This window comes from Aeromonas aquatica (assembly GCF_000764655.1).
In the GTDB taxonomy this organism is placed as follows: Bacteria; Pseudomonadota; Gammaproteobacteria; order Enterobacterales; family Aeromonadaceae; genus Aeromonas; species Aeromonas aquatica.
In genome coordinates this window covers 17357-39734 of record NZ_JRGL01000009.1, presented here as the reverse complement: position 1 = coordinate 39734, position 22378 = coordinate 17357, and the positions used below count along the sequence as shown (strand labels likewise).

The window sequence follows — 22378 nt, the reverse complement described above, 5'->3', positions numbered from 1 at the left end:
TCCTTTTGGAACTTGAGCTGAATTCGAGCTGTCTATACCAACCTTATCAATAGACAGTGCGAGGAGCAGCCCCTTACACTGTGACCGCCATCACATTACCCGGAAATCCATCTTGCGTGGGATTGTAAGACTACTGATTTTGCTGACTTTACTGGCCCTTAGGTGCGCTCAGGCCGAGGTGCCCGCCCCCTATGCCCTGCGCCTCGACCCCGGCCAACAAGAGTGGCTGCGCGAGAAGCAGACCCTGGTGGTCGGCATGCCCGCTTCCAACTGGGCACCTTACAGTTACTACTCGGGCAAGGATCACTATCAGGGGCTGCTGCACGACGACCTGCAGACCGTCAGCCAGCGGCTCGGACTCCGTCTCCACTACCGCGCCTATCCCACCTTCAACGATGCCCAGCTCGCCTTGCGCAGTGGTGAGGTGGATGCCCTGGCGGGGGTGGCCATCACCCCCCAACGCCAGACCTGGATGCATTTCACCGCGCCGCTCATCGAGATCCCCCGCGCCGTGCTGCTCGGCAAGCCCGGAAAATCCCCCAGCCTGGCACAGGCCACGCAGATGCAGTGGGTCTGCGAGCGTGGCTACGACAGCTGTGATCTGCTCGAGCACCTCGGCTTCAAGAAGATCACGCGGGTGGACGTCAATACCGAGGCCCTGTTCATGGTCAAATACGGGCTGGCGGATGCCTACCTCTCCGATCGCCCCTACCTGGAGAGCAGCCTCCCCAATCAGGGCGTCAAGGCCCGCTCTCTGGTCGAGGTCCCCTGGATAGACCCCGTCCAGCTGGCCCTGACCACGGCGGGTAACAATGTGCGTCTTGGGGAGTTGCTGAGCCTGGCGGTGGACAGCCTCACCCCCCAGGATAAACACGCCCTCCTCCGGCTGGCCGATGCCTATAACAAGCCGAAGAAAAAGGCGCGAAAGTCCAGCCTGTTCACCTCTGAGGAATCGGCCTGGATCGCCGCTCACCCCGAGGTGAGTTTCGCCCCTGGCCCCTGGGTCGGTCTCGGCCAGATAGACAAGAACGGCCGCTTCAGCGGCCTGGTGGCGGACCTGCTGACCCTGATCGAGCGGCGCAGCGGGCTGCGCTTCACGCTGCACCCCACCCAGGGGCAAAACTCCCTGGTGATGGTGGAAGAGGGCAAGCTGGCGCTGGCCCCCACTGTGGTCAACCTGCCAGCGCGGCGCCAGCACCTGCTCTTCACCTCCGATTATCTGACCCTGAAACGACTGCTCATCTCCAACAATACGCGAGAGGAGCTCAGTTCCCTCAAGGAGCTGAAGGGTGCCAGGGTGGCGGCGAGCAGCGCCTCGGCAGACATCACCATCATCAGCGCCTGGCAGGCCGAACCCGTGCCCTTTTTCTCCTTCGATGAACAGCTGACCGCCCTCGCCACGGGCAAGGTGGACTACATCCTCGCCAGTGAGGGCATCAACGAGCAGCTCTTGCGCCGTGGGTCAGACCTGAAACTTCACATCGCCTACAGCGGCAACGAGCTGGACGTGCCCATGGCGATGGCGGTGGCCAAGGACAACCCCATGCTGGCCAGCATCCTCAACAAGGCCCTGGGTTCTGTCAGCCCGCAGGAGATGCAACTGCTGCAGGACAAGTGGTTCAACCTGAAGATTGAGACCGGCATCAACCGCACCCAGTTGCTGCGGATCGTGCTCGGGATGATCGTCGGCATACTGCTAGTGGCGTTGCTGGGCTACCTGTGGAACCGCTCCTTGAGCCGCGAGGTACGCCAGCGCCAGCGGGCCGAGGCGCAGCTCTCGCACCAGTTGCAGCTGATGGAGACCCTGCTCGACACTCTGCCCAACATGGTGGTGCTCACCAACGAACACCTGGAAATCACCATCACCAACCGAGCATATCGCCAGTTCTACCTCGGTGGCGCAGACACCCACGGAGATTATGCGGCGCTGCTCACCGACATACTGCCCTTTGAGGTCATACTGCGGATCCAGGGAGAAGATGCACGGGTGTGGGAAAGCGGGGAGGATCTCCACTCTCAGGAAGCCTGGCAGTCCGATGGCAGCGAACGACTCATCACCTACCACAAGCGGCTGTTTCGGGGCCCGGATGGGGAAAAGGCGGGGATACTCACCGTCCTCACCGACACGACCGAACAATTGCATGCCCAGGCCCGCGCCAAGGAGGCCGAGGCTCGCCTGGCGCGGCTCACCAACAGCATTCCCGGTTTCGTGTTCCAGTTCCAGTATCTGGGCGAGGGTCAGGGGCACTTCCAGTACGTCAGCGCCGGCTATCAGGAGATGGATCTGCGCACCCGTGAGGAACTGCTCACCAACCAGTACCACGATCTGTTCCCCCATCTTGACGAGCAATTGCGCTCGCTGCTGCTCACCGAGCTGGAACGCCAGCTCAATGAAGAGAACCGGGTCGATCTCAGCTTCCCGTCCCGTCTGGTGAACGGCCAGGCACGTACCCTGCAGGTGCGTGGCAACGTCACGCGCCAACTCGATGGCCATGCTGTGCTGTATGGCATGGTGCAGGACATCACGGCGATGAATGCCCAGCAGCGGGCGCTCGAGGAGGCGCGCCAGAAGGCCGAGGCGGCGACCCAGGCCCGGGATCGGTTCCTCGCCACCATGAGTCACGAGCTGCGTACCCCCATCGCCGGCATGCACGGCATGCTGGAGTTGCTGCGATTAGGTCAGCTCAGCGAGGATCAGCACTACCTGGTGCGCAACGTGGTCAGCTCCGCCAACAACCTGCTCTATCTGGTCAACGACATCCTCGACTACTCCAAGATGGAGGCTGGTCAGCTGCATCTGGACCCAAGGTCGGTGCGCCTGGCCGAGGTGCTGTGCGCCGTGGTGCGCAGCAACGTGGCCACCGCCCGCCAGAAGGGGTTGCAGGTCCAGCTGCTGTGGGATCCGGCCCTGCCGGATCGGGCCGAGCTCGATCCCAACCGGCTGGAGCAGATCTTCTCCAACCTGCTACACAATGCCATCAAGTTCACTGAACGCGGTGGCATCACCCTCACCCTGGCCTATCAGGACCAGCGACTGTGGTTGCGGGTGGAAGACACCGGCATCGGCATCCCCCCCGAGCGGTTGGCCCGCCTCTTCAATCCCTTCGAGCAGGGCGAGACCAGCATCAGTCGCCGCTTCGGGGGATCCGGGCTGGGGCTGGCCATCAGCCGCAATCTGGCCGAGCGGATGGGGGGCCAGCTCAGCCTCGAGAGTGATCCCGGCCAGGGCACCCGGGCCATACTGTCGCTGCCACTGCCCGAGCCACGCTGGGAGGAGAAGCCGCTGGCGGGCAGCCGCTGGCAGGTGTCGGCGTCCCTGTACGATGGCGCAGCCCTGCTGCGCAGCTTCGGGGCCGAGGTGCGGCTTTGCGAGCAAGGCGGATCCCTCGCCCCCGGGTTGCTGCTGCTCGACGAGGCCGATCTGTACCGGCTCTGCCCGCCACAAAGTCTGAACAGGGAGGGGGCGTTCGATACGCCCGAGCTGCAGGGCCATCGCATCATCTTCCTGTCCGAGCAGGAGAGCCTGCGCACCAGCCTGCATCAACGCCACTGTTTGCGTCTTGGCAGCCAACCTCTCTACCCCGATCTGCTGCTGGAGAGTTGCCTCGAACTGACAGCACCACACGGCAGCGAGTCTCTGGTAACCCCCTCCATCCAGCGGTTGAGAGGCCGGGTGCTGGTTGCCGAAGATCACCCCATCAACCGTGCCCTGCTGCAACGCCAGCTCAGCCTGCTTGGCGTGGAGTTCGAGTTGTGTGAAAACGGGAGGCTGGCGCTGGATGCCTGGCAGAAGGGCCACTTCGATCTGCTGCTCACCGACTGCCACATGCCCGCCCTCGATGGCTACCGCCTGACGGCGGCCCTGCGTGATCTGGGGGTGACGGCACCCATCATAGGCGTGACCGCGGATGCCTCCAGGGAGGTGAGTCGCCAGAGCGACCGGGCTGGCATGACCCAGATGCTCTACAAGCCCTACACTCTGGAGGATCTCGGTCGGATACTGGGAGAGTATCTGATGCCGGCACCCGAGCTTGCCCCGGGAGTGCCGGCAGGCAGCGCCATGAGGGAGCGCTGGATAGCCCTGTTTGGCGGCGAAACCGTGGCCCGAACCCTGGCGGCAGAATATGTGAACAGCAACGGTATCGATCTGGCGCGCCTGCAGGGCTCGCTACCCGAGCTGGCGTGGGACCGCTTGTTCAATGCGGCCCATAGCATCATGGGGGCGGCCCAGATGACAGGCGAGAGCGAGCTGGCCGAGCTGGCACAGGCCGTGGAGCACTGCTGCAAGCAGCAACAAGCGGCGCCATTGGCCGAGCTGGTGCGTCGACTGCAAGGCAGGATGCAGGCGATCGGCAGCGAGATAGGAGCATGGCTCAATGAACAACCTCCCCTCTGACATTTCCCTTCTGGTGGTGGAAGACAACGCCTTTCAGCGCAAGGTACTGATGCACCAGATCCAGGCCCTGGGTTACCGGGTACCGCTGGAGGCCGCAGATGGCGAGGCAGCGCTGGCCCTGTGCCAACAGCAGCAGGTAGATATCCTCCTCTGCGATCTGCGCATGCCCGGTATGGATGGCATGGCACTGCTGCGCCGCCTCTCCCTGAACGGGTTTCGCGGTGGCATCATACTGGTGAGCGCCCTCGAGGAGGACGTGGTCGAGGCGGTGCGACGGATGAGCGACGCCTACGGCCTGCGGGTGCTCGGCCGGCTGGATAAGCCCGCCAGCCTGGGGCGACTCGCCGAGCTGCTCGCCAGCTGGGCGCCGGATGACAGCCGGCAGCAGGCGGGTACAGGTCCGCTCATCGAGGCAGCCGATCTCGCCAGGGCGCTGGCGCTGGGGGAAATAGTGCCCTGGTATCAGCCCAAAGTGAGCCTCGCCACCGGCGAGTGGCTGGGGGTGGAGGCGCTGGCCCGCTGGCAGCACCCGACCCTTGGCATCATAGCGCCCGCTCGTTTCATCCCCTTGGCCGAGGAGAGTGGCCTCATCGACCCCTTGACCGAGCACCTCATCGAGCAAGGCCTGAGGGATCTGGAGGGCTGGCTGGCGGCCAGCTCGACCATCAGGCTGTCGATGAATCTCTCCAGCGTCAGCCTGGTCGAGGGGGATCTGTGCGATCGCTTGCTCGCGTTGTGCGAATCGAGGGGGATCGCTCCCGAGCTCATCACCCTGGAGGTAACAGAGAGCGCCTTCGTCAAGGATCTCGGCCAATCCCTCGAGCGACTAAGCCGGCTGCGGATGCACGGCTTTGGCCTCTCCATCGATGACTTTGGCACCGGCTACTCCTCGATGCAGCAGCTCAACCAGCTGCCCTTCACCGAGCTCAAGCTGGATCGCAGCTTCGTCGATCGCTGCCATGAGGATCCGGTGCGGCTCGCCATCATAGAGTCGACCCTGATCCTGGCGCACAAGATAGGCCTCAAGTCAGTCGCCGAGGGGGTGGAGGACGAGGGAACCTGGGATCAGCTGGCTCGCCTTGGGTGCGACGAGTGCCAGGGCTATTACGTGGGGCACCCCATGCCGCGCGATCAGCTGGCCCTGTGGCACAGCCGCTGGCGGGCCACCGGCCCTGTCCCGCGGGCATAGCGCCAGCGCCGACCAACAAGACGCCGATCCTGTGATCGGCGTTTTTATTGCCGGGCATCCGGGTTCGGTCACAGGAACAACCCGCTGACAACCCCTTCAACAGACGCTCGGTCAGATCAGGCCCCGGCACCTGGATGGGGCAACTCCCCTCCCCGACTTGGATAAGTTGCCTCAAAGAACGGCAAAGAAGACCCTGCACTTCGGATCCGCCTGGCGTATCGCTACCAACACCTCGCCGAACCGGTGGCCTGCGTCAGGCTGCCGCTACACTCAAACCTTGGGCGACCCCACAAGAGCAGGGCGCAGATGATGGCACCACGAGACAGACGGGAGAACCCATGTCGATATCCAGATACCTGTTGCCCCTCATCGCCCTGCTGCTCGGCGGCTGCGGCCCCGAGCTGGCCGGCACCGCGGCCACCACGGGGAAGCTCCAGGCAGAGCAGGCCCAACAGGCCAAGGCGCAGCTGGATCAATTCAAGCTGGAGCTGAGCGCCGCCATGCAAAGTACCGAGACGGCAGCCTCGGCGACCACCCCCCAGTAGCGGGCAGCATGGCACTTGCTCATGTACTACAGGCTCAGCCGCCGTCGGTTTGAGCCCGGCACCAGGCCCACTCGCACCACAGGAGCATCCTGATGAGAAGACTCATCGTCTCTGCCTTCGTCTCCCTCGACGGCATCATGCAGGCCCCCGGCGGACCAGCAGAAGATCCCACCGGTGGCTTTGGCCTCGGCGGCTGGATGGTCGGCTATGCAGATCCCGGCATGGACATCTCGGCCGCGGGCTTTGACGGCAAGGATCGCGAGCTGGTGCTCGGCCGCCGGACTTATCAGATCTTCGAGGCCTACTGGCCTTATCAGTCGGCGGAACACCCGATCGCCAGGACCCTCAATGCGGCCAGGAAACACGTCGCCTCGCGCACCCTGACGCACCTTCATTGGCACAATTCGAGCCTGCTGCAGGGGGATGTCGTCTCGGCCATCGCCGCGCTCAAGGCCCAGCCCGGCCCCGATCTTCAGACGATTGGCAGCAGCCAGCTGATCCAGACGCTCCAGGCCGCGTCCCTGATCGACGAATACAACCTGTGGACCTTCCCCCTGGTGCTTGGACGAGGCAAGCGCCTGTTCGGCGAGCGCGCCAGCCCCTCGGCGCTGCGGCTCGTCCGCTCTTTGGTATCAAACACCGGCGTGGTGATGAGCACCTATGTGCTGGACGGCCACATCCAGCCCGGCACCTTCCCGGGTAACGAGCCGAGCGAGAGGGAGCTGGCAAGGCGCCAGCAGATGGCCGATGAGAGATGGTGATCTGCAGCGCAGTGTTCGCTCCTTGACGGCGGCGAAAGGCGGTTTATCAACGGAGAAATTGAGATGATGCAATCAGCGAAGAACAGAATTTGCCTCTGGTACGACCATGATGCCGAAGAGGCGGCGCGGTTTTATGCCAGCACCTTTCCCGACTCGTCCGTCGGCGCACTGTGTCGCGCCCCGGCAGACTATCCGTCGGGCAAACGGGGGGATCTGCTGACGGTCGAATTCACCCTGATGGGCATACCCTGCCTCGGCCTCAATGGCGGACCAGGAGTCAAGCACAGCTGGGCGTTCTCGTTTCAGATAGCCACCGAGACCCAGGCCGAGACGGATCGCTACTGGCATGCCATCATCGACAACGGCGGCCAGGCGAGCGAGTGCGGCTGGTGCCAGGACAAATGGGGCCTGTCATGGCAGATCACGCCCCTCGCCCTGACCCAGGCGATTGCCGACCCCGACCTCGCCGCCGCCAGGCGCGCGTTCGAGGCCATGATGCAGATGAGCAAGATCGATATCGCCACCATAGAGGCAGCGCGGCGTGGCTGAGGCCTCCATCGTCGTTGTATGCCCCATGCACTGACCCGCACTCTGCGAAAATGCAAAGCCCCCGTCAATTGACGGGGGCTTTTTACTGGCGTGAAGCTAAACAACAGGCAGCTGCCCGCCCATGAACCTGCATATCGGCAGATGACTGGCATCATCACGGAACGTTTCCTCTCCCCTTCATAACGGCAGAGGCCTGTCTTGCACGACGCTCTTCATGACGAGGGTAGAGGTGAGACGCTGGACACTGGGCAGGGCCGACAACTGCGCATCATACAAACGCTGGAAGGCGGGAAGATCCCGGGTAATGACGTTTAGCAAGTAATCGGGATCGCCAAACAACCGCTGCGCCTGGATGACCTGAGGGATCGCCACGAGGGCTTGTTCGAAAGTGGCGACGGCCTGGCGATCCCCCTCCCTCAGGGTGACAAACACGATGGCGGAGAAGTTAAGGCCGAGGTTGCCGGGATCGAGCTGCGCGCGATAGCCCCTGATCACTCCCGTCTCTTCGAGGGCGCGCCCTCGCCTTCGAAGCCGCCGGTGCCTTTGCCCTGCTCATAGAGATGGTACCGGTCGAGGTGGCCGAGAAGATCACGGCGGCGGTCGCCATCCCCACCGTAGGCATAGGCACCCGAGTCCACTGCGATGCCCAGATGCTGGTCTGGCAAGATATGGCGGGATTGCGAACCGGGCGTCTGCCACGATTCGTCAAGCAGTACGCCGACATGCGCCCCCTGCTGCACCAGGCGGCGTGCAACTACGCTACCGATGTCGAGGCGGGATCCTTCCCTGACCCCGAACACAGCTTCTGACGCAACAAACCGGCTGGAAACCACTTGTCACCGAGACCCGATACAAACCGAGCTCTAAAAAACGGAGGCTTTTACACAGGGCTTATGGCTTATTCACCCTCCCAGGCCGAGACGAGTCGCGACTGGCACGCCATCATCGACAACGGCGACCAGGTGAACGAGTGTGGCTGGTGCAGTGACAAATGGGGCTTGTCATGGCAGGTCACCCCGATCGCCCTGACCCAAGCGATTGCCGACCCCGATCTCGCCGCAGCCAGGCGCCAGGCACCCATTCAGGCGATGATGCAGATGAGCAAGATCGACATCGCGGCCATAGAGGCGGCGAGGCTGAAGCGTTCATCGCAATAAAAAAGCCCTGCTGATGCAGGGCCTCCGATTTCCCACTCGATTGTCGGTGAACAAACCAGCCTGTTGGGCTGGCGGATAATGCCAGTCGCTGACTTGGCGACCCCAATGTTGGAAGCCATGGCCTGCTTGCTGTGCAGTACTCAAGCAAGACTTGGCTCCCTCGCCATCACATGGCTGGATCGTCCATATCCTGCCGGTGCTGCTGCATCTTTTCCTTCATCGCACTTCTTTCTGCTTCGCTGATGACGCCGTCACCATTCTTGTCGAGATGGCTGAATATCTTCTCCTGCCGCACCATGAATTGTGCCTTGGTCGTGTCATTCATGGGTTTCATCTTGGCCATCTTGTCGGAGGGGATCTTGCCCGCCTGTTTCATCATCTCATGCATCTTCGCCATGGCCGCCTCCTTCTCGGCCACCTGCAGAATGCCATCACCATTCGTGTCCCGCCTGACGAAACGCTTCTCTGCCCTGTCCATAAACTGGGCCTTGGTGATGTCGCCCTTGATCATAGGCTCGTCGGACGCCGGAGGGGTCGCCGCAGCAGCCATGCCACCGAGCAGCAAGAGTGGAAGTAGATAAGGCTTGAACATGGAAAAGTCTCCCTTTATGTAGAAACACCGGTCGATGCCGGATTGATACCCACGGCGGGTGAAGGTTGAGCCGTCGACCCTAACGATGGCACAGAAATGAGGGGCGATGTCACTCATGGCAGCACTGCACACCACCCTCTGTCAGGTTCACTGTTACCGCTGGTAACGGCGCCACCAGACGAAGGGCAGCATCAACAACATCAGCCAGAACGCGCTGCCGCCACCGTCCTCGCTGACCTCATAATCTTCGGGTGTGTCACCCTCGTAATCTTTCTCGACCGGCACCAGCCTGACGCTGACGACCGTCTCGTTGATGCGTTCGTTGAGATCGCTCTCACTGCTGTAGCGATAGGCCGTGGCGGCGACGGTGCCATCGCTGCTGATGTCGACGGCATTGGCGATGTGATAGTAGAAACCGTTCTGCTGGCACAGCTTCTCGCCATCGTCGTCCAATCCGCAGATAAGGTCGTTGATGTACCAGTTATTGCCGGTCGGGGCATCGAGCAGGAAGGCCTCCTGCAGGCGATTGGCAGCGCCATCGACGACGTTGTCATCCTGGCCACGGGCATCCCGCCAACCCACCACCATGTCGTGGTCGTTGATCGCCGCCGCCTCGGAGCCGGCACCGACGATGGGGTCGTCTTGCAGGGGAACGACGGCTGCCACCTCGGGGGTGGCCAGGTTGAAGACAAACATCTCCACCGGGCGATTTTCCCCCTTCGCGGTTGCCTGGCGCTGGTTACCTATCACATAACCATTCTCATTGATGCCGACCGCCCAGGTGTGGCGCAGATCGCCCCCCGGCTCCCCGGCGGGCAACGGAATGACGGTGGTCTCGTGCACCTTGCCAGTCCCCTCCAGATCCAGTTGCCAGTAGGTCGCGAGGTTACGCCCCCGCAGGGCTACCTGCTCCTCATTTCCTGTAACGACTGTGCTGTAACCCACACCAAACCAGTCTCTACCATCGAATACCTCGGCGACGCCCAGGACGGAAGCCGTCTGCAGCGCCTCGCTCTGGTTGTCGCCGGAGGCATACTGCTCGGGCAGCAGCAGCTCCTTGAGGCTGCCGTCATTTTTCAGCCACCAGAAGCTGGCCTGGGTATCGACCCCCGGGCAATAGCGGTATTCGCTGAGTTCCCTGAATGCGTTCTCGTCCTCCTCCTTGTCATCGAGTCCAGCGAAACAAAATTCATAGGGCTCGTCATCCACCGAGTGCGATTTGTTTCGGCCCGTGGCCGAGGTGCCAAACACCAGGAGCTCATCGTCATCCAGCCGCTTGATGCCGGTCGCCACGCTCAGACTATGCGGTTCATGGTTCTCATCGCTGGCCTCATCGAAGAGGAAAACGGGGGCACCATTGTCGATGACGGCAAAGGCGGTGCGCAGTTTCATGCCAGTCACCTTGCCTGAGGTCTTTTCTTGGATCTGGTAGCCCACCCGCGTGGATGCGGTTTCGCCCAGTGCGGTGATCAGGCCATCGGACTCGCTACCGCCCTCGCCTCCCACGTTGCTGCGTTGATCGATGTCATCCAGAAAGTCGGTGCGCCATTGATGTGCAAAGCCGGGCTCAGTCTCCCCCCAGAAGGCGTCACAGGCGTTGTCGGAGAGCATGCACTTGTCATCAAACCGGAACCGGTCGACCAGGAAGTCGGCAAAGGGCACCGTGGAGAAGTAGTCGGCCTGATTGTTTTTGGTGTTGATCCCGACGAGCTGGCTGCCATCCTCGCTGATCCCGGTGGCATAACCCTGGATCTCATCATCGACGATGGTGAAGAAAGGAGACTGTGACGCCTGCGCGAGGGGGCTGACAGCCACCAGGATGGCGAGCATGGATAATGGCTTTTTCATCGACTTCCTAACGTCCTGTTTGTTCAATGCGTTCCCAATCCTCCTTGCTGGGTACAGCATCTGTCAGTCTATCCGGCCGCTCTGACCGGCGTCGCTTGGGTGCGCTACGGGGTGGATTGCCTCGTATGTACTACCACCAAGCGGGCATAATTACTCATCTATCAATATCCGTCAAATATGCAGCACATAACCGTTTTTTGAGCCTAGACCCGACTTGGTGCAGGAGTTCGTCGGCTACCCTCGCCGCGAACACCCCAAGGGTGCCCCACCTCTCACAGTATCGTCCCATGGCAGACAAAAAAGGCCTTGCTGATGCAAGGCCTTCTTGTTTCCAACTTACTTTTCCCTAATCACCACCGCTATTACTTGGCGTAATCCTCGGTCGGGATGCAGGAGCAGAACAGGTTGCGATCCCCGTACACATCGTCGATGCGGTTGACCGAGGGCCACAGCTTGCTGGCCCGCACGGCGTCGGAGGGGAAGACCGCCTCGGCACGGCTGTAACCGCGTGCCCACTGCTCGTCCATCACATCATCCTGGGTGTGGGGTGCGTTGACCAACGGGTTGTCTGTCAGACTCCAGTGGCCGTCCTGCACCTTGCCGATCTCGGCGCGGATGCGGGTCATGGCCTCGACGAAGCGATCCAGCTCGCGCTTGGATTCGGATTCGGTCGGCTCGACCATCAGGGTACCCGCCACCGGGAAGCTCATGGTCGGCGCGTGGAAGCCGTAGTCCATCAGCCGCTTGGCCACGTCCATCTCGCTGATGCCGGAGGCTTCCTTGAGCGGACGGATGTCCAGGATGCACTCGTGGGCCACGCGGTTGTTGCGACCGGTGTAGAGCACGGGGAAGGATTCCCCCAGCTTCTTGGCCAGGTAGTTGGCGTTGAGGATGGCCACCTGGGTGGATTTTTTCAGCCCCTCGTCACCCAGCATGGCGATGTACATCCAGCTGATGGGCAGTATGCTGGCCGAACCGAACGGTGCCGCAGAGACGGCGCCGTTGTTGCGGCTCTCCTTGTCGGTCTTCACTACGGCATGACCGGCCACGAACGGCGCCAGATGCTGCTTGACGCCGATGGGGCCCATGCCCGGGCCGCCACCGCCATGGGGAATGGCGAAGGTCTTGTGCAGGTTGAGGTGCGACACGTCCGCGCCGATAAAGCCTGGCGCCGTCAAACCTACTTGCGCGTTCATATTGGCGCCGTCCAGATACACCTGACCGCCATATTGGTGAACGATGTCGCACACCTCCTTGATGGTCTCCTCGTACACCCCGTGGGTGGAGGGGTAGGTCACCATCAGGCAGGAGAGCTGATCCCCCACCTCGGCGGCCTTGGCGCGCAGATCGTCGAGATCCACGTTACCGAACTTGTCGCAGGCGGTGACTATGACCTTGAGGCCCGCCATCTGGGCGGAGGCCGGGTTGGTACCGTGGGCCGATGCCGGGATGAGACAGACGTCGCGATGCCCTTCGCCGCGGGACTCGTGATACTTCTTGATGGCAAGCAGACCGGCGTATTCGCCCTGAGCGCCGGAGTTCGGCTGCATGCAGACGGCGTCATAACCTGTCACCTTCACCAGCCAGTCTTCCAGATCTGCCAGCAGCAGCTGGTAACCCTGGGTCTGGGCCAGCGGCGCGAAGGGGTGCAACTTGCCAAACTCGGGCCAGGTCACCGGGATCATCTCGGCGGTGGCGTTGAGCTTCATGGTGCAGGAGCCCAGGGAGATCATGGCGTAGTTGAGGGCCAGATCCTTGGCCTCGAGACGGTGGATGTAGCGCAACATCTCGGTCTCGGAGTGGTACTTGTTGAACACCTCGTGGGTCAGCACGGCGTCGGTACGCAGCAGATCCGGCGCGATGGCGTGGTGCGCCTGTGCCTTGGCATCCAGAGCGGCGACATCCAGGCCATGACCCAGGCCGAGGAAGAGATCAAACAGCTCGGCCACGTCCTCGCGGGTGGTGGTTTCGGACAGGGACACGCCCACAGCGCCATCCAGATCGGCACGCAGGTTGATGCCCAGCCCTTCGGCCTTGGCGATCAGCTCGGATTTGCCCGCGGTCAACACGGTGAGGGTATCGAACCAGCTGTCGTGCTTGAGGCTCAGCCCCTTGGTCTTGAGCCCCAGCGCCAGGATGCTGGTCAGACGGTGCACGCGGGAGGCGATGGTTTTCAGCCCCACCGGGCCGTGGTAGACGGCGTAGAAGCTCGCCATGTTGGCCAGCAGCACCTGAGCGGTACAGATGTTGGAGTTCGCCTTCTCGCGACGGATATGCTGTTCACGGGTCTGCATCGCCATGCGCAGCGCAGATTTGCCACGGGCATCCCTGGAGACACCGATGATGCGGCCCGGCATGGAGCGCTTGTAGGCGTCGCGGGTGGCGAAGAAGGCGGCGTGCGGGCCACCGTAGCCCATGGGCACGCCGAAGCGCTGGGCGGAGCCGAACACCACGTCAGCCCCCAGCTCACCCGGGGATTTGAGCAGCAGCAGGGAGAGCATGTCGGTACCGACGCAGGCCAGCCCCTTCTGGGCCTGGACCGCGGCGATCAAGGCGCGCAGATCGGTCACATTGCCGGTGGTGCCGGGGTACTGGAACATGGCACCGAACACCTCCTCGCTCACCGCCTCGGAGGCGGGACCGACGGCGACCTCGAAACCGAAGTGCACAGCGCGCTCCTTGACCACGTCGATCACCTGGGGGTGCACGTCGTCGGCCACGAAGAAGAGGTTGGACTTGGACTTGGCCATGCGTTTCGCGAGCGCCATGGCTTCGGCAGCGGCGGTGGCCTCATCCAGCAGGGAGGCGCTGGCCAAGTCCATACCCGTGAGATCCAGGGTGAGCTGCTGGAAGTTGAGCAGCGCCTCGAGACGGCCCTGGGCCAGCTCGGGCTGATAGGGGGTGTAGGCAGTGTACCAGCCCGGGTTTTCCAGCACGTTGCGCAAGATGACGTGGGGCACGTGGGTGTCGTGATAACCCATGCCGATGTAACTCTTGGCGATCCGGTTCTGGGCGGCGTAGCCCCTGAGCTTGGCCAGCGCCTCGACCTCGGTCATGGGGGCGCCGATGCCGAGGGGGCCGGGGCGGCGGATGGCGGCGGGCACCGTCTGATCGATGAGATCGTCCAGGCTCTCGGCGCCGACTTCCGCCAGCAGGGCACGCAGCTCTTCCTCACCCGGGCCTATGTGGCGGCGGATGAAATCGGTTTTTTGTTCGAGTTCAAACAGTGACTGGGTCATTTCCCTATTCCTGCTAAATAAGTCCTGATAGATATTCCCGAGCCGGCGGCGCCGACTCCACTCATGTTCTATGTGTCGCTGGCACCATGTGCGGACACGGGATGCGCCTGGCGCATCCGTGGGGGTCGCGGTTCTGGCGGCCTGCCCGTCTCATCCAACGGGATCGGACGGGCTGGCGCGGGCGACTTCACCCGACCGCCACACGACGTCATGTCGCTGGCGGCCATACAAAAAGGCCCTGCAAAGATTGCAGGGCCCAACAGGATTACGCTTCGTCCACCACGTTCTGGTAGCCATCGGCATCCAGCAGGTTGGCGAGCTCGCCGGCGTCGTCCAGCTTGATGCGGAACAGCCAGCCGGCGCCGTAGGGGTCGGAGTTGACCAGCTCGGGGCTGCCTTCCAGCTCTTCGTTGATGGCGATGATTTCGCCGCTCACCGGGCTATAGATGTCGGAGGCGGCTTTCACCGACTCGGCCACGGCGCAGTCTTCACCGGCACCGATTTGCTTGCCCACTTCCGGCAGATCGACAAACACCATGTCTCCCAGCAAGTCCTGGGCGTGCTCGGTGATACCGACCACGGCCTCACCGTTGGCTTCAACACGGACCCACTCATGGGAGGTGGCATATTTCAGTTCGCTCGGGATATGGCTCATTTGTGCTTCCTTTATGCTCTTGAATCGCTTCGACAAAAAGAATCGGCGAAGGGTGACTCCCTGCGCCGCAATAGATTGTTACACCAGTGGCTGGCCGTTACGCACGAAGGCCGGCTTGGTGACCTTCACGGTGACCAGCTTCTTGCGGATCTCGACCTGAGCCTCGCTGCCGATGTCACGGGGCACCCGCGCCAGGGCGATGCTGTAGCCCAGGGTCGGCGAGAAGGAGCCGGAGGTGATCACCCCTTCGCGCGGCTCGCCGCTGGCGCTGGTGAAGGTGATCGGCATGCCGGCACGCAGCACCCCTTTCTCTTCCATCACCAGACCAACCAGCTTAGGGCTAGTACCGGCGGCCTTCTGGGCCTCCAGCGCGGCGCGGCCGATGAACTGGCGATCGGCGGGCTCCCAGGCCAGGGTCCAGGCCATGTTGGCGGCGAGCGGAGAAACCGACTCATCCATGTCCTGACCGTAGAGGTTCATGCCGGCTTCCAGGCGCAGGGTGTCGCGGGCACCCAGGCCACAGGGGGCCACGCCGTTGTCCAGCAGCGCCTGCCAGAGGGCACAGGCTTGGGGCTCGGGCACCACTATTTCGTATCCGTCTTCGCCGGTGTAGCCGGTGGTGGCGATGAACAGATCCCCCGCCTGCACGCCGAAGAAGGGCTTCATGCCGGTGACGGCCGCGTTTTGCTCGGCGCTGAACACCTTGGCTGCCTTGGCCTTGGCCTGCGGGCCCTGCACCGCGATCATGGCGAGCTCGGGGCGCTCGGTGACGCTCACGGCAAAGTCGATGGCGTGGTGACGGATCCAGGCCAGATCTTTCTCGCGGGTGGCGGAGTTCACCACCAGGCGGTAGAAGGTATCGCCGAGATAATAGGTGATGAGGTCATCGATGACGCCGCCTTCCGGGTTGAGCATGCCGCTGTAGAGGGCCTTGCCGGGGACGGTGAGCTTGGCCACGTCGTTGGCCAGCAGATGTTGCAGGAAGGCTTTGACGCGTTCGCCGGTCAAGTCGACGATGGTCATGTGGGAGACATCGAACATGCCCGCATCGCTGCGCACGCTGTGGTGCTCTTCGAGCTGGGAGCCGTAATTGATGGGCATCTCCCACCCGTGGAAGTCCACCATCTTGGCGCCGGCTTCCAGGTGCTTGGGATGCAGTACAGTAGTCTGGATCATCGCATTCTTTCCTTAGCAAAGAGCCCTAAAGCGTTAGCGACAACACTCGCGACCCCTCCATCTCGCTTACCTCTCGGGAAGAGAGACAGGATCACAAGGTCTGTGCTCGTTCCTGCCCTTGCCGGGCAAGAGTGATTCCTTGAACGGAGCGGATTATATGACAAGAGCGACATGCTACCGCTCAAAAAAAACTAATCCACCCCCGTAAAACTGACACCAGACACTAAGGCAAAAACAGTGATAAAAACAGTGGATAACCGGCTTTTGCGGGATTTAATGTTGATTTTCACCGTTTCGTCACAATTTAAAGAAAAACGTTTCGCCTCTCGCCAACATTAAAGGCTAGTGCCTCGGAGGGGCATTTCGCCTCATCAGATTAGTTTTATTGTGAAAAACCGCGAATAATATTAGATTTTCTCACCCTTGGCTAGGGCCGGCAGCTCGCCATCCAGCCCCATGGCGGCCCGGATCACCTGGGTTTTGAGCGGCGTCAGGGCATCGAAAGCCCGCAGCCCCACCCCGCGCACCAGCTTCTTGAGCGGGTTGCTGCCACCGAACAGCCGCTTGAGCCCCTCCATCGCCGCCAGCATGCGGGCCGCCTCGCTCTTGCGCCAGCGCTCGTAACCGCGCAGGTTCGCGAGCAGACCGATGTCGGCGCCGGTGCGCTGGCTCTTGAGCAGTTGCTCGGCCAAGGCCGCCGCATCCAGCAGACCGAGGTTCACCCCCTGCCCCGCCAGCGGGTGTATGGTGTGAGCCGCATCTCCCACCAGCACCAGCCGCTCGCGGGCAAAGTCGCGGGCATAGCGGGCGGTGAGCGGGATGGCGCTGCGCGCCCCTTCCACCTTGCACAGCCCGAGCCGGGCGTCGAACGCCGCGGTGAGCCGACGGTTGAAGCCTTCGTCATCGCAGGCGCACAGCGCCTCGGCCCGCGCCGCGGGCACCGACCAGACGATGGAGCAGAGGTTGGGATCCCACAGGGGCAGGAAGGCGAGCGGACCCTCGGGGGTGAAGATCTGGCGCGCCACTCCTTCGTGGGGCTCGCCGGTGCGCACCGTCGCCACCAGGGCGTGATGGCCGTAGTCCCAGCTGGTGAGCGGGATGTCCGCCTGACGGCGCACCCAGGAGTGGGCACCGTCGGCGGCCACCACCAGTTTGGCCGAGAGGGCGCGACCATCCTCCAGCAGCAAGACGGCTCCCGCCTCGCCGCATTGCAGGCTCCGGGCCCGCGCCGGGGTGAGCAGCTGGATATTGTTTGCTCCTTTCAGAGCATCGAGCAGCGCCAGCTGGATGACCCGATTCTCGACGATATGACCAAGGGCGCTCTGGCGCAGGCTGGCGGCGTCGAAATCGATGTGGCCGAAGCTGTCTTGCTCCCACACCGCCATCTTGTCGTAGGGCTGCAGGCGTCGCCCTTCGACCCCGGCCCAGGCACCGACCCCCTGCAATATATGCTGGCTGGCGAGGCTCAGGGCACTGACTCGGTTGTCCGGCGCCTCCCCGAGCACGGGCTCGGGCAACTGTCCCTCCACCACGGCCACGCTCAGCGCACTGTTTTTAAGGGCGGCGGCGAGCCCGAGACCCACCATGCCGCCCCCTACTATCACCAGATCCACCGTCTGCATTTGCATTCTTTAGTTCCTTCGCTGGCCGGCCGCCTTGGCCACCGGCATCATCAATCGGTTAGCAGGGGAGCCTGCCCGTTGGCCGCGCCACACTCATCTCGTCGTCTGGCTGACGAAGCCCAGGGTCTGGGCCGCCAGCGGCCCCTTGAGGCAGGCAAATCGCCCCATCAGGGAGAGTGCCAGGTTGCGACCCGCCACCAGGGGGCCGTGGCCGTTGGAGAAGAGCTGGGCAAGAGAAGAGGTCAGCCAGATGGTGTGGTCCTGATCGTCCCGGCGCTGGCGCCAGTAACTGCTGAGCACCTCGAAGCTGCCGATATCCTCCCCCGCCGTGAGTGCCCGAGAGACCGCCTGAGTGAGCAGGTCGAGATCGCGCATGCCGAGGTTGAAGCCCTGCCCGGCGATGGGGTGCAGCAGGTGGGCGGCGTTACCCACCAGCACGGTGCGCTGGGCCAGGGGGTAGTCGGCGGCGGTCAGCACCAGCGGATAGCGATGGCGCGCACCGGTACGCTCAAAGCGCCCGAGTCGCCAGCCGAAGGCCTGTTGCAGGCGGGCGAGGAAGGCGACGTCATCCAGTGCCATCAGCTCGTCTGCCTGATCCCGTCTGACACTCCACACCAGGGAGGAGAGCTCGTCCTGCATCGGCAAGAGTGCCAGGGGGCCGCCCTCGGTGAAGCGCTCGAAGGCCCGGCCATCCGGCGCCTTGGCCGTCTTGACGGTGGCGATGATGGCGCTCTGCTCGTAGTCGTGGCGGCTGACCGACATCTTGAAGTGCTGACGCACGAAGGAGTTGCCCCCATCGGCCGCCACCAGCAACCGGGTCTGGTAGCGCTCACCGCTGGCCAGGGTCAGCTGCACCCCCTCCTCCAGCGGTGCGATCGTCGACAGCTGGGCAGGGCAGCGCAGCTGGATCTGCGGGCAGGCGGCGATCCCCTGCTGCAACTCGATGCCCGCCGCCGACAGCTCGATCACCTGACCGAGCGCAGGCAGGCCGTATTCCACCGCCGACAGGCGAGCCTGACCGGGATGGCCCCGATCCGAGACGTGGATGTCGGTGATGGGGGCACAGTGCGGGGCGAGACGGGACCAGAGGCCGTGGCGGGCCAGGGCCTCGCAGGTGCCCGCCGAGAGGGCGATGGCACGGGCATCGAAGCCGGGATGAGCATTGAGTTCCGGGGCGCTCGCCTCCAGCAGCAGGATCTGCAGGGGCGCACCGCTCGGCCCGCGCAGGGCCGCGAGGGAGAGCGCCAGCACGGCGCCACTCATACCACCGCCGACGATAGCCACATCGACGTGAACCAGAGAGGATTGAGACATGAGATGAGGGGAAGAAGCTGAAAACATGGGAGAGATGCTACCACAAAGCCGCTCACCGGGATGCGACCCCACGGGCAAAAACCGATTGGAGCCCTCCGCCAGCCGGCCCATCATCCGCCGGCGCTCATTGCCCTCGATGCAAGAGAGCGCCACCGGGGCGCTCTCTTTAATAGGAACTGACAGTCTCCCGCTTGCGGGGATCAGTGCAGGGTCGGCGGCGCGATCGGGGCATCGGGACGCTTGCCAAACTCCTCGAAGGCCATCATGACCCCGAGCCGCACGTGTTCGTAGAGCACCAGGAAGGAGGCCTCGTTCTCGTCATCTTCCTGATCGAACTCGGCGGAGACCTGGGTGATGCTGGCGATGTCCTGGATCATCTCCTGCAGCTCTTCCGAGGCCCTGGACAGCTCCTGCTGCACCACGCCAAAGCCGGCGAGGAAGGCCTGGGACCAGTCAACAAGGGCGTCGATACGCTCATCGAGCGGCGCCTCATCGCTGGGCAGCATCAGTTCGACGCCTTTTTGCGCCATCAGACCCTCGATGACGCCCTGATAGAGATCGGTCATCACCTGGCGCACCGGTGCCGGCAGGCCGAAACCGTCGTTGACCAGATCGTTGAAGGGAGGCAGCCAGCTCTTGTCGTCCAGTACCACACCACCGCAGACCAGGCCGCAGATCACGCCATGGGCCTCGACAGCCGTTGCCATCAGCTCATGTCGCTCCATCAGGTCGGCCACGGCCGCGTATTTCAGGGGGTTTGTTTTGCTCATCTAAGATCCGCTCAAAGTTCAGGCAAATATGCAAAATTTATGGTCAGGATCCTAGCATTCTCCCCCTTCCAGAGCCAGCAAGGCCTTGAAACTTCTGCATCTGCGCTATATAGTCCCGCCCAGTTGTCCACGTGGATAAAGGCGGAAATCAGCCCCGCCGTATTGAGGAAGGCATGAGCATAGAGGCCGTAGAAATCGTCATTCTGGGACGTCCCTACAAGGTATCCTGTCCCCTGGGACAACAGGACGCCCTGCGCCAGGCCGCCGACCAGCTGACCGACAAGCTCATCGAGTTGCGTCAACGCTCCAAGGTCTCCAGCAACGAACAGCTTGCCGTCATGGCGGCGCTCAATTTCTGTCATGAGCTCTGCCTTGAAAAAGAGAAAAACCATCAATACTCTGAGACCATGGACAAGCGGATCAAGATGCTGCAGCGCACCATAGAAGCGGCACTGATCGAGCACGGACAATATGGCGATTCCGGCGAAGAGGGCCCCAAGCCCTAAGCGCACCGAGTTTTAAAATTCCCTGGGATGTTTGTCAGCCGGTTCAAGTCCCCGAGCCGATAATCATACCCAACAGGAGATCTATCTTCTGACTATTGCGCATGCTCGGCCCGACCGAGAAGCCTGCGGCCAGTTTAGATTTCCGCCTTGAACTCACGGTTCAAGGGCCCAAACCGGCAACGGCATTCCGGGGTACCAACAGCAAAAAGCCCGTCAGCATCTGACGGGCTTTTTCTTTATCTGGGTGGTAGATAACACCGCTTATTCTCACTCTACCAGTCGACTACCACTTTTATCTTGATTACATGCAGTGGTTTCCTCTGACACACATCCCCTATCCTTCTCTTTCGGCACAGGTCGCCCCCAGAAAACAAAAAGCCCGCCAGGGTGGCGGGCTTTTCTCTTGTTGTGCGCGTCAGACGGCCATCTGCTCGTGGGGCGAGCCGTGGTGGCGCAGCCCGGCGAAGCTCATGGCCACCAGCACCACCATCACCGTCATGATGGCGCCCAGGGTCAGCTGACCCTGCATCGGGAAGCTGGCCGCCAGCAGGGTGACCACGCCGGCCCCCAGGTTCTGCATGCCACCCAGGATGGCACCGGCGGTGCCCGCCTGACCCGGGAAGGGCTCGATGGCGCAGGAGGTGGCGGTCGGGTAGAGGATGCCGCTACCGATGAAGTAGACAGCCGCGCCGCCCACCAGGGACGCCGCACTCACCAGCCCGAACAGCCCGGGCACCAGTATGATGAGGGAGCCCAGCGCCAGGAAGGCGATGCCAAGGCGCATCAGCTTGCCCTGACTCAGGCGAAAACTCAGGCGGGCCGAGAGCCAGGCACCGAACAGGTAGCCGGGCAGCGGCAGCACGAACAGGACGCTGACGGTACGGGCGCTGAGTTTGAGCACATCGCCGAGCAGCACCCCGGCCGCCGCCTCGAACACCGCCAGGCCCGCGAAGGTCGCCATCAGGCAGAGCAGGTTGCCCTGAAAACGCGGGTTGCCGAGCACGTGGCGATAGGCGGCACCGACCCGCAGCGGCTGCTGACGCGCGGCCTCGGGCAGGGTCTCGCCAAACCAGGCCAGCAGCGCCAGGGTGGTCAGGGCGCCGAAGCCGAACAGGAACCAGTAACCGGCGCGCCAGTTAAACAGCTCGGTCAGCCAACCACCCAGCACCGGGGCCAGCAGCGGGGAGAAGATCACCCCCATGCTCACCAGGCTGTTGGCCCGGTTCAGCTCGGCGCCGTTGTAGCGATCCCGCATCACGGTCCGGCTCATGGCGCCACCGGCCCCGGTGCCCAGCCCCTGGATGAAGCTGCCGGCCAGCAGGGCGCTGAAGTGCGGGATCAGCTGGATGGTCAGGGTCCCGACCAGGAACACCATCATGCCGATGAGCAGCACCGGACGACGACCAACCCTGTCCGACAGCGGGCCATAGACGAACTGGGAGAGCCCGTAGGGAATGAGGTAACAGGCCATCACCGCCTGCAACTGGCCGGAGGCCACGTTGAAGTCCCCCGCCATCATGGGAATGGAGGGCACATACAGGGTCTGGGTCATCTGGCCCACGGCGACCATCAGGATGGTCAGAAAAAACAGAGGATAGAAACTGTGCCGAGTCATAGCTGTTGTCCCGCAAATCATCAAAAAGCTGCCACGCCCCTGACAGGCATCTGCAGGGGATCCAAACAAGGGTCACTGAAGGGTAAAAACAAGGCGGAGGACCCGCACCAGCCGAAAGCAGGACGCTCTCTTGGCTGCGGTAATATTAGTGATTCATGTCACAAAAAACGAACGAATCTTTATAATCTGCTTTCCCAAGTTTTTCTAATGTGACGAAAAAACTGCCTCGTTTCGGATGAGAATCAGGCGGTTATTGCCAGTCACTCCCCTGCCTGATCCCGCTGATGGGACCGGTAGAGCAAAGGCTATCCCTCTTCCATCGCCCAAGGCCCGCCATTTCTCGACCAGATCCAGGCAAGACCCCCTTTTTTTATCGGCCAACGCCTCCGCTTGTGCACCGTAGAGATCCGGCCCTGCTCTCCCAGGTTCAGGGCAACACGTCAC

The 22378-nt window shown here is 62.7% G+C and carries 18 protein-coding genes and 1 other RNA gene; 9 read left to right on the top strand and 10 right to left on the bottom strand.

Annotated elements, in window-relative coordinates:
• Nucleotides 1-139 precede the first annotated feature (139 nt).
• From LG30_RS0102205 to LG30_RS0102185, 5 genes are all read left to right on the top strand, one after another.
• Nucleotides 140-4396, top strand: a complete 4257-nt coding sequence (locus tag LG30_RS0102205; RefSeq protein ID WP_152598983.1) for an ATP-binding protein — start codon at nucleotides 140-142, stop codon at nucleotides 4394-4396.
• Nucleotides 4377-5585: an EAL domain-containing response regulator gene (locus LG30_RS0102200; protein ID WP_033129078.1), complete on the top strand. Its 1209-nt coding sequence runs from the start codon at nucleotides 4377-4379 to the stop codon at nucleotides 5583-5585. The genes LG30_RS0102205 and LG30_RS0102200 overlap by 20 nt, the downstream gene beginning before the upstream one ends.
• Before the next feature lie 338 nt (nucleotides 5586-5923).
• Complete coding sequence (locus tag LG30_RS0102195; RefSeq protein ID WP_033129077.1) at nucleotides 5924-6130, top strand: hypothetical protein; 207 nt, start codon at nucleotides 5924-5926, stop codon at nucleotides 6128-6130.
• Between the two features lie 92 nt (nucleotides 6131-6222).
• A complete protein-coding gene (locus LG30_RS0102190) occupies nucleotides 6223-6891 on the top strand; it encodes a dihydrofolate reductase family protein (RefSeq protein ID WP_033129076.1) in 669 nt (222 codons plus the stop codon).
• 63 nt (nucleotides 6892-6954) lie between these two features.
• Entirely contained in the window at nucleotides 6955-7440 is a 486-nt protein-coding gene (locus LG30_RS0102185) for a VOC family protein (RefSeq protein WP_033129075.1), read from the top strand.
• Nucleotides 7441-7617: 177 nt separating this feature from the next.
• On the opposite strand, the gene LG30_RS0102180 is transcribed toward LG30_RS0102185, so the two are convergent.
• On the bottom strand, nucleotides 7618-7935 hold the full coding sequence (locus tag LG30_RS0102180; protein WP_081965949.1) for an Lrp/AsnC family transcriptional regulator: 318 nt from the start codon (nucleotides 7933-7935) through the stop codon (nucleotides 7618-7620).
• A 65-nt stretch (nucleotides 7936-8000) separates the two neighbouring features.
• Between LG30_RS0102180 and LG30_RS0102175 the strand changes: the two genes are divergently transcribed.
• Together LG30_RS0102175 and LG30_RS0102170 are read left to right on the top strand one after the other, a co-directional pair.
• Nucleotides 8001-8249, top strand: a complete 249-nt coding sequence (locus tag LG30_RS0102175) for a 3-methyl-2-oxobutanoate hydroxymethyltransferase (protein ID WP_238566367.1) — start codon at nucleotides 8001-8003, stop codon at nucleotides 8247-8249.
• A gap of 84 nt (nucleotides 8250-8333) precedes the next feature.
• Nucleotides 8334-8597 (top strand): VOC family protein, encoded by a 264-nt coding sequence (locus LG30_RS0102170; RefSeq protein ID WP_081965945.1) that lies wholly within the window; start codon nucleotides 8334-8336, stop codon nucleotides 8595-8597.
• Between the two features lie 166 nt (nucleotides 8598-8763).
• On the opposite strand, the gene LG30_RS0102165 is transcribed toward LG30_RS0102170, so the two are convergent.
• The 8 genes from LG30_RS0102165 to LG30_RS0102130 all read right to left on the bottom strand — a co-directional run bounded on the left by LG30_RS0102165 (nucleotide 8764) and on the right by LG30_RS0102130 (nucleotide 19813).
• On the bottom strand, nucleotides 8764-9306 hold the full coding sequence (locus LG30_RS0102165) for an EF-hand domain-containing protein (RefSeq protein WP_238566366.1): 543 nt from the start codon (nucleotides 9304-9306) through the stop codon (nucleotides 8764-8766).
• Nucleotides 9307-9342: 36 nt separating this feature from the next.
• Nucleotides 9343-11037 (bottom strand): DUF3466 family protein, encoded by a 1695-nt coding sequence (locus tag LG30_RS0102160; protein ID WP_033129074.1) that lies wholly within the window; start codon nucleotides 11035-11037, stop codon nucleotides 9343-9345.
• A 362-nt stretch (nucleotides 11038-11399) separates the two neighbouring features.
• Nucleotides 11400-14276, bottom strand: coding sequence for an aminomethyl-transferring glycine dehydrogenase (gene gcvP / locus LG30_RS0102155; RefSeq protein ID WP_033129073.1), 2877 nt, complete (start codon nucleotides 14274-14276; stop codon nucleotides 11400-11402).
• 265 nt (nucleotides 14277-14541) lie between these two features.
• Entirely contained in the window at nucleotides 14542-14931 is a 390-nt protein-coding gene (gene gcvH, locus LG30_RS0102150; RefSeq protein WP_033129072.1) for a glycine cleavage system protein GcvH, read from the bottom strand.
• 78 nt (nucleotides 14932-15009) lie between these two features.
• Nucleotides 15010-16107, bottom strand: coding sequence for a glycine cleavage system aminomethyltransferase GcvT (gene gcvT / locus LG30_RS0102145; protein ID WP_033129071.1), 1098 nt, complete (start codon nucleotides 16105-16107; stop codon nucleotides 15010-15012).
• A gap of 407 nt (nucleotides 16108-16514) precedes the next feature.
• Complete coding sequence (locus LG30_RS0102140) at nucleotides 16515-17735, bottom strand: FAD-dependent 2-octaprenylphenol hydroxylase (protein WP_033129070.1); 1221 nt, start codon at nucleotides 17733-17735, stop codon at nucleotides 16515-16517.
• Between the two features lie 87 nt (nucleotides 17736-17822).
• On the bottom strand, nucleotides 17823-19043 hold the full coding sequence (ubiH, locus tag LG30_RS0102135) for a 2-octaprenyl-6-methoxyphenyl hydroxylase (protein ID WP_033129069.1): 1221 nt from the start codon (nucleotides 19041-19043) through the stop codon (nucleotides 17823-17825).
• A 200-nt stretch (nucleotides 19044-19243) separates the two neighbouring features.
• Nucleotides 19244-19813, bottom strand: a complete 570-nt coding sequence (locus LG30_RS0102130; protein ID WP_033129068.1) for a UPF0149 family protein — start codon at nucleotides 19811-19813, stop codon at nucleotides 19244-19246.
• A gap of 173 nt (nucleotides 19814-19986) precedes the next feature.
• On the opposite strand from LG30_RS0102130, the gene zapA reads away from it, so the two are divergent.
• Nucleotides 19987-20319: a cell division protein ZapA gene (zapA, locus tag LG30_RS0102125; protein WP_033129067.1), complete on the top strand. Its 333-nt coding sequence runs from the start codon at nucleotides 19987-19989 to the stop codon at nucleotides 20317-20319.
• A 16-nt stretch (nucleotides 20320-20335) separates the two neighbouring features.
• Nucleotides 20336-20517, top strand: a non-coding RNA gene (gene ssrS / locus LG30_RS21255) — 6S RNA.
• Between the two features lie 217 nt (nucleotides 20518-20734).
• On the opposite strand, the gene emrD is transcribed toward ssrS, so the two are convergent.
• Nucleotides 20735-21934 (bottom strand): multidrug efflux MFS transporter EmrD, encoded by a 1200-nt coding sequence (emrD, locus tag LG30_RS0102120; protein ID WP_033129066.1) that lies wholly within the window; start codon nucleotides 21932-21934, stop codon nucleotides 20735-20737.
• Nucleotides 21935-22378: the final 444 nt, after the last annotated feature.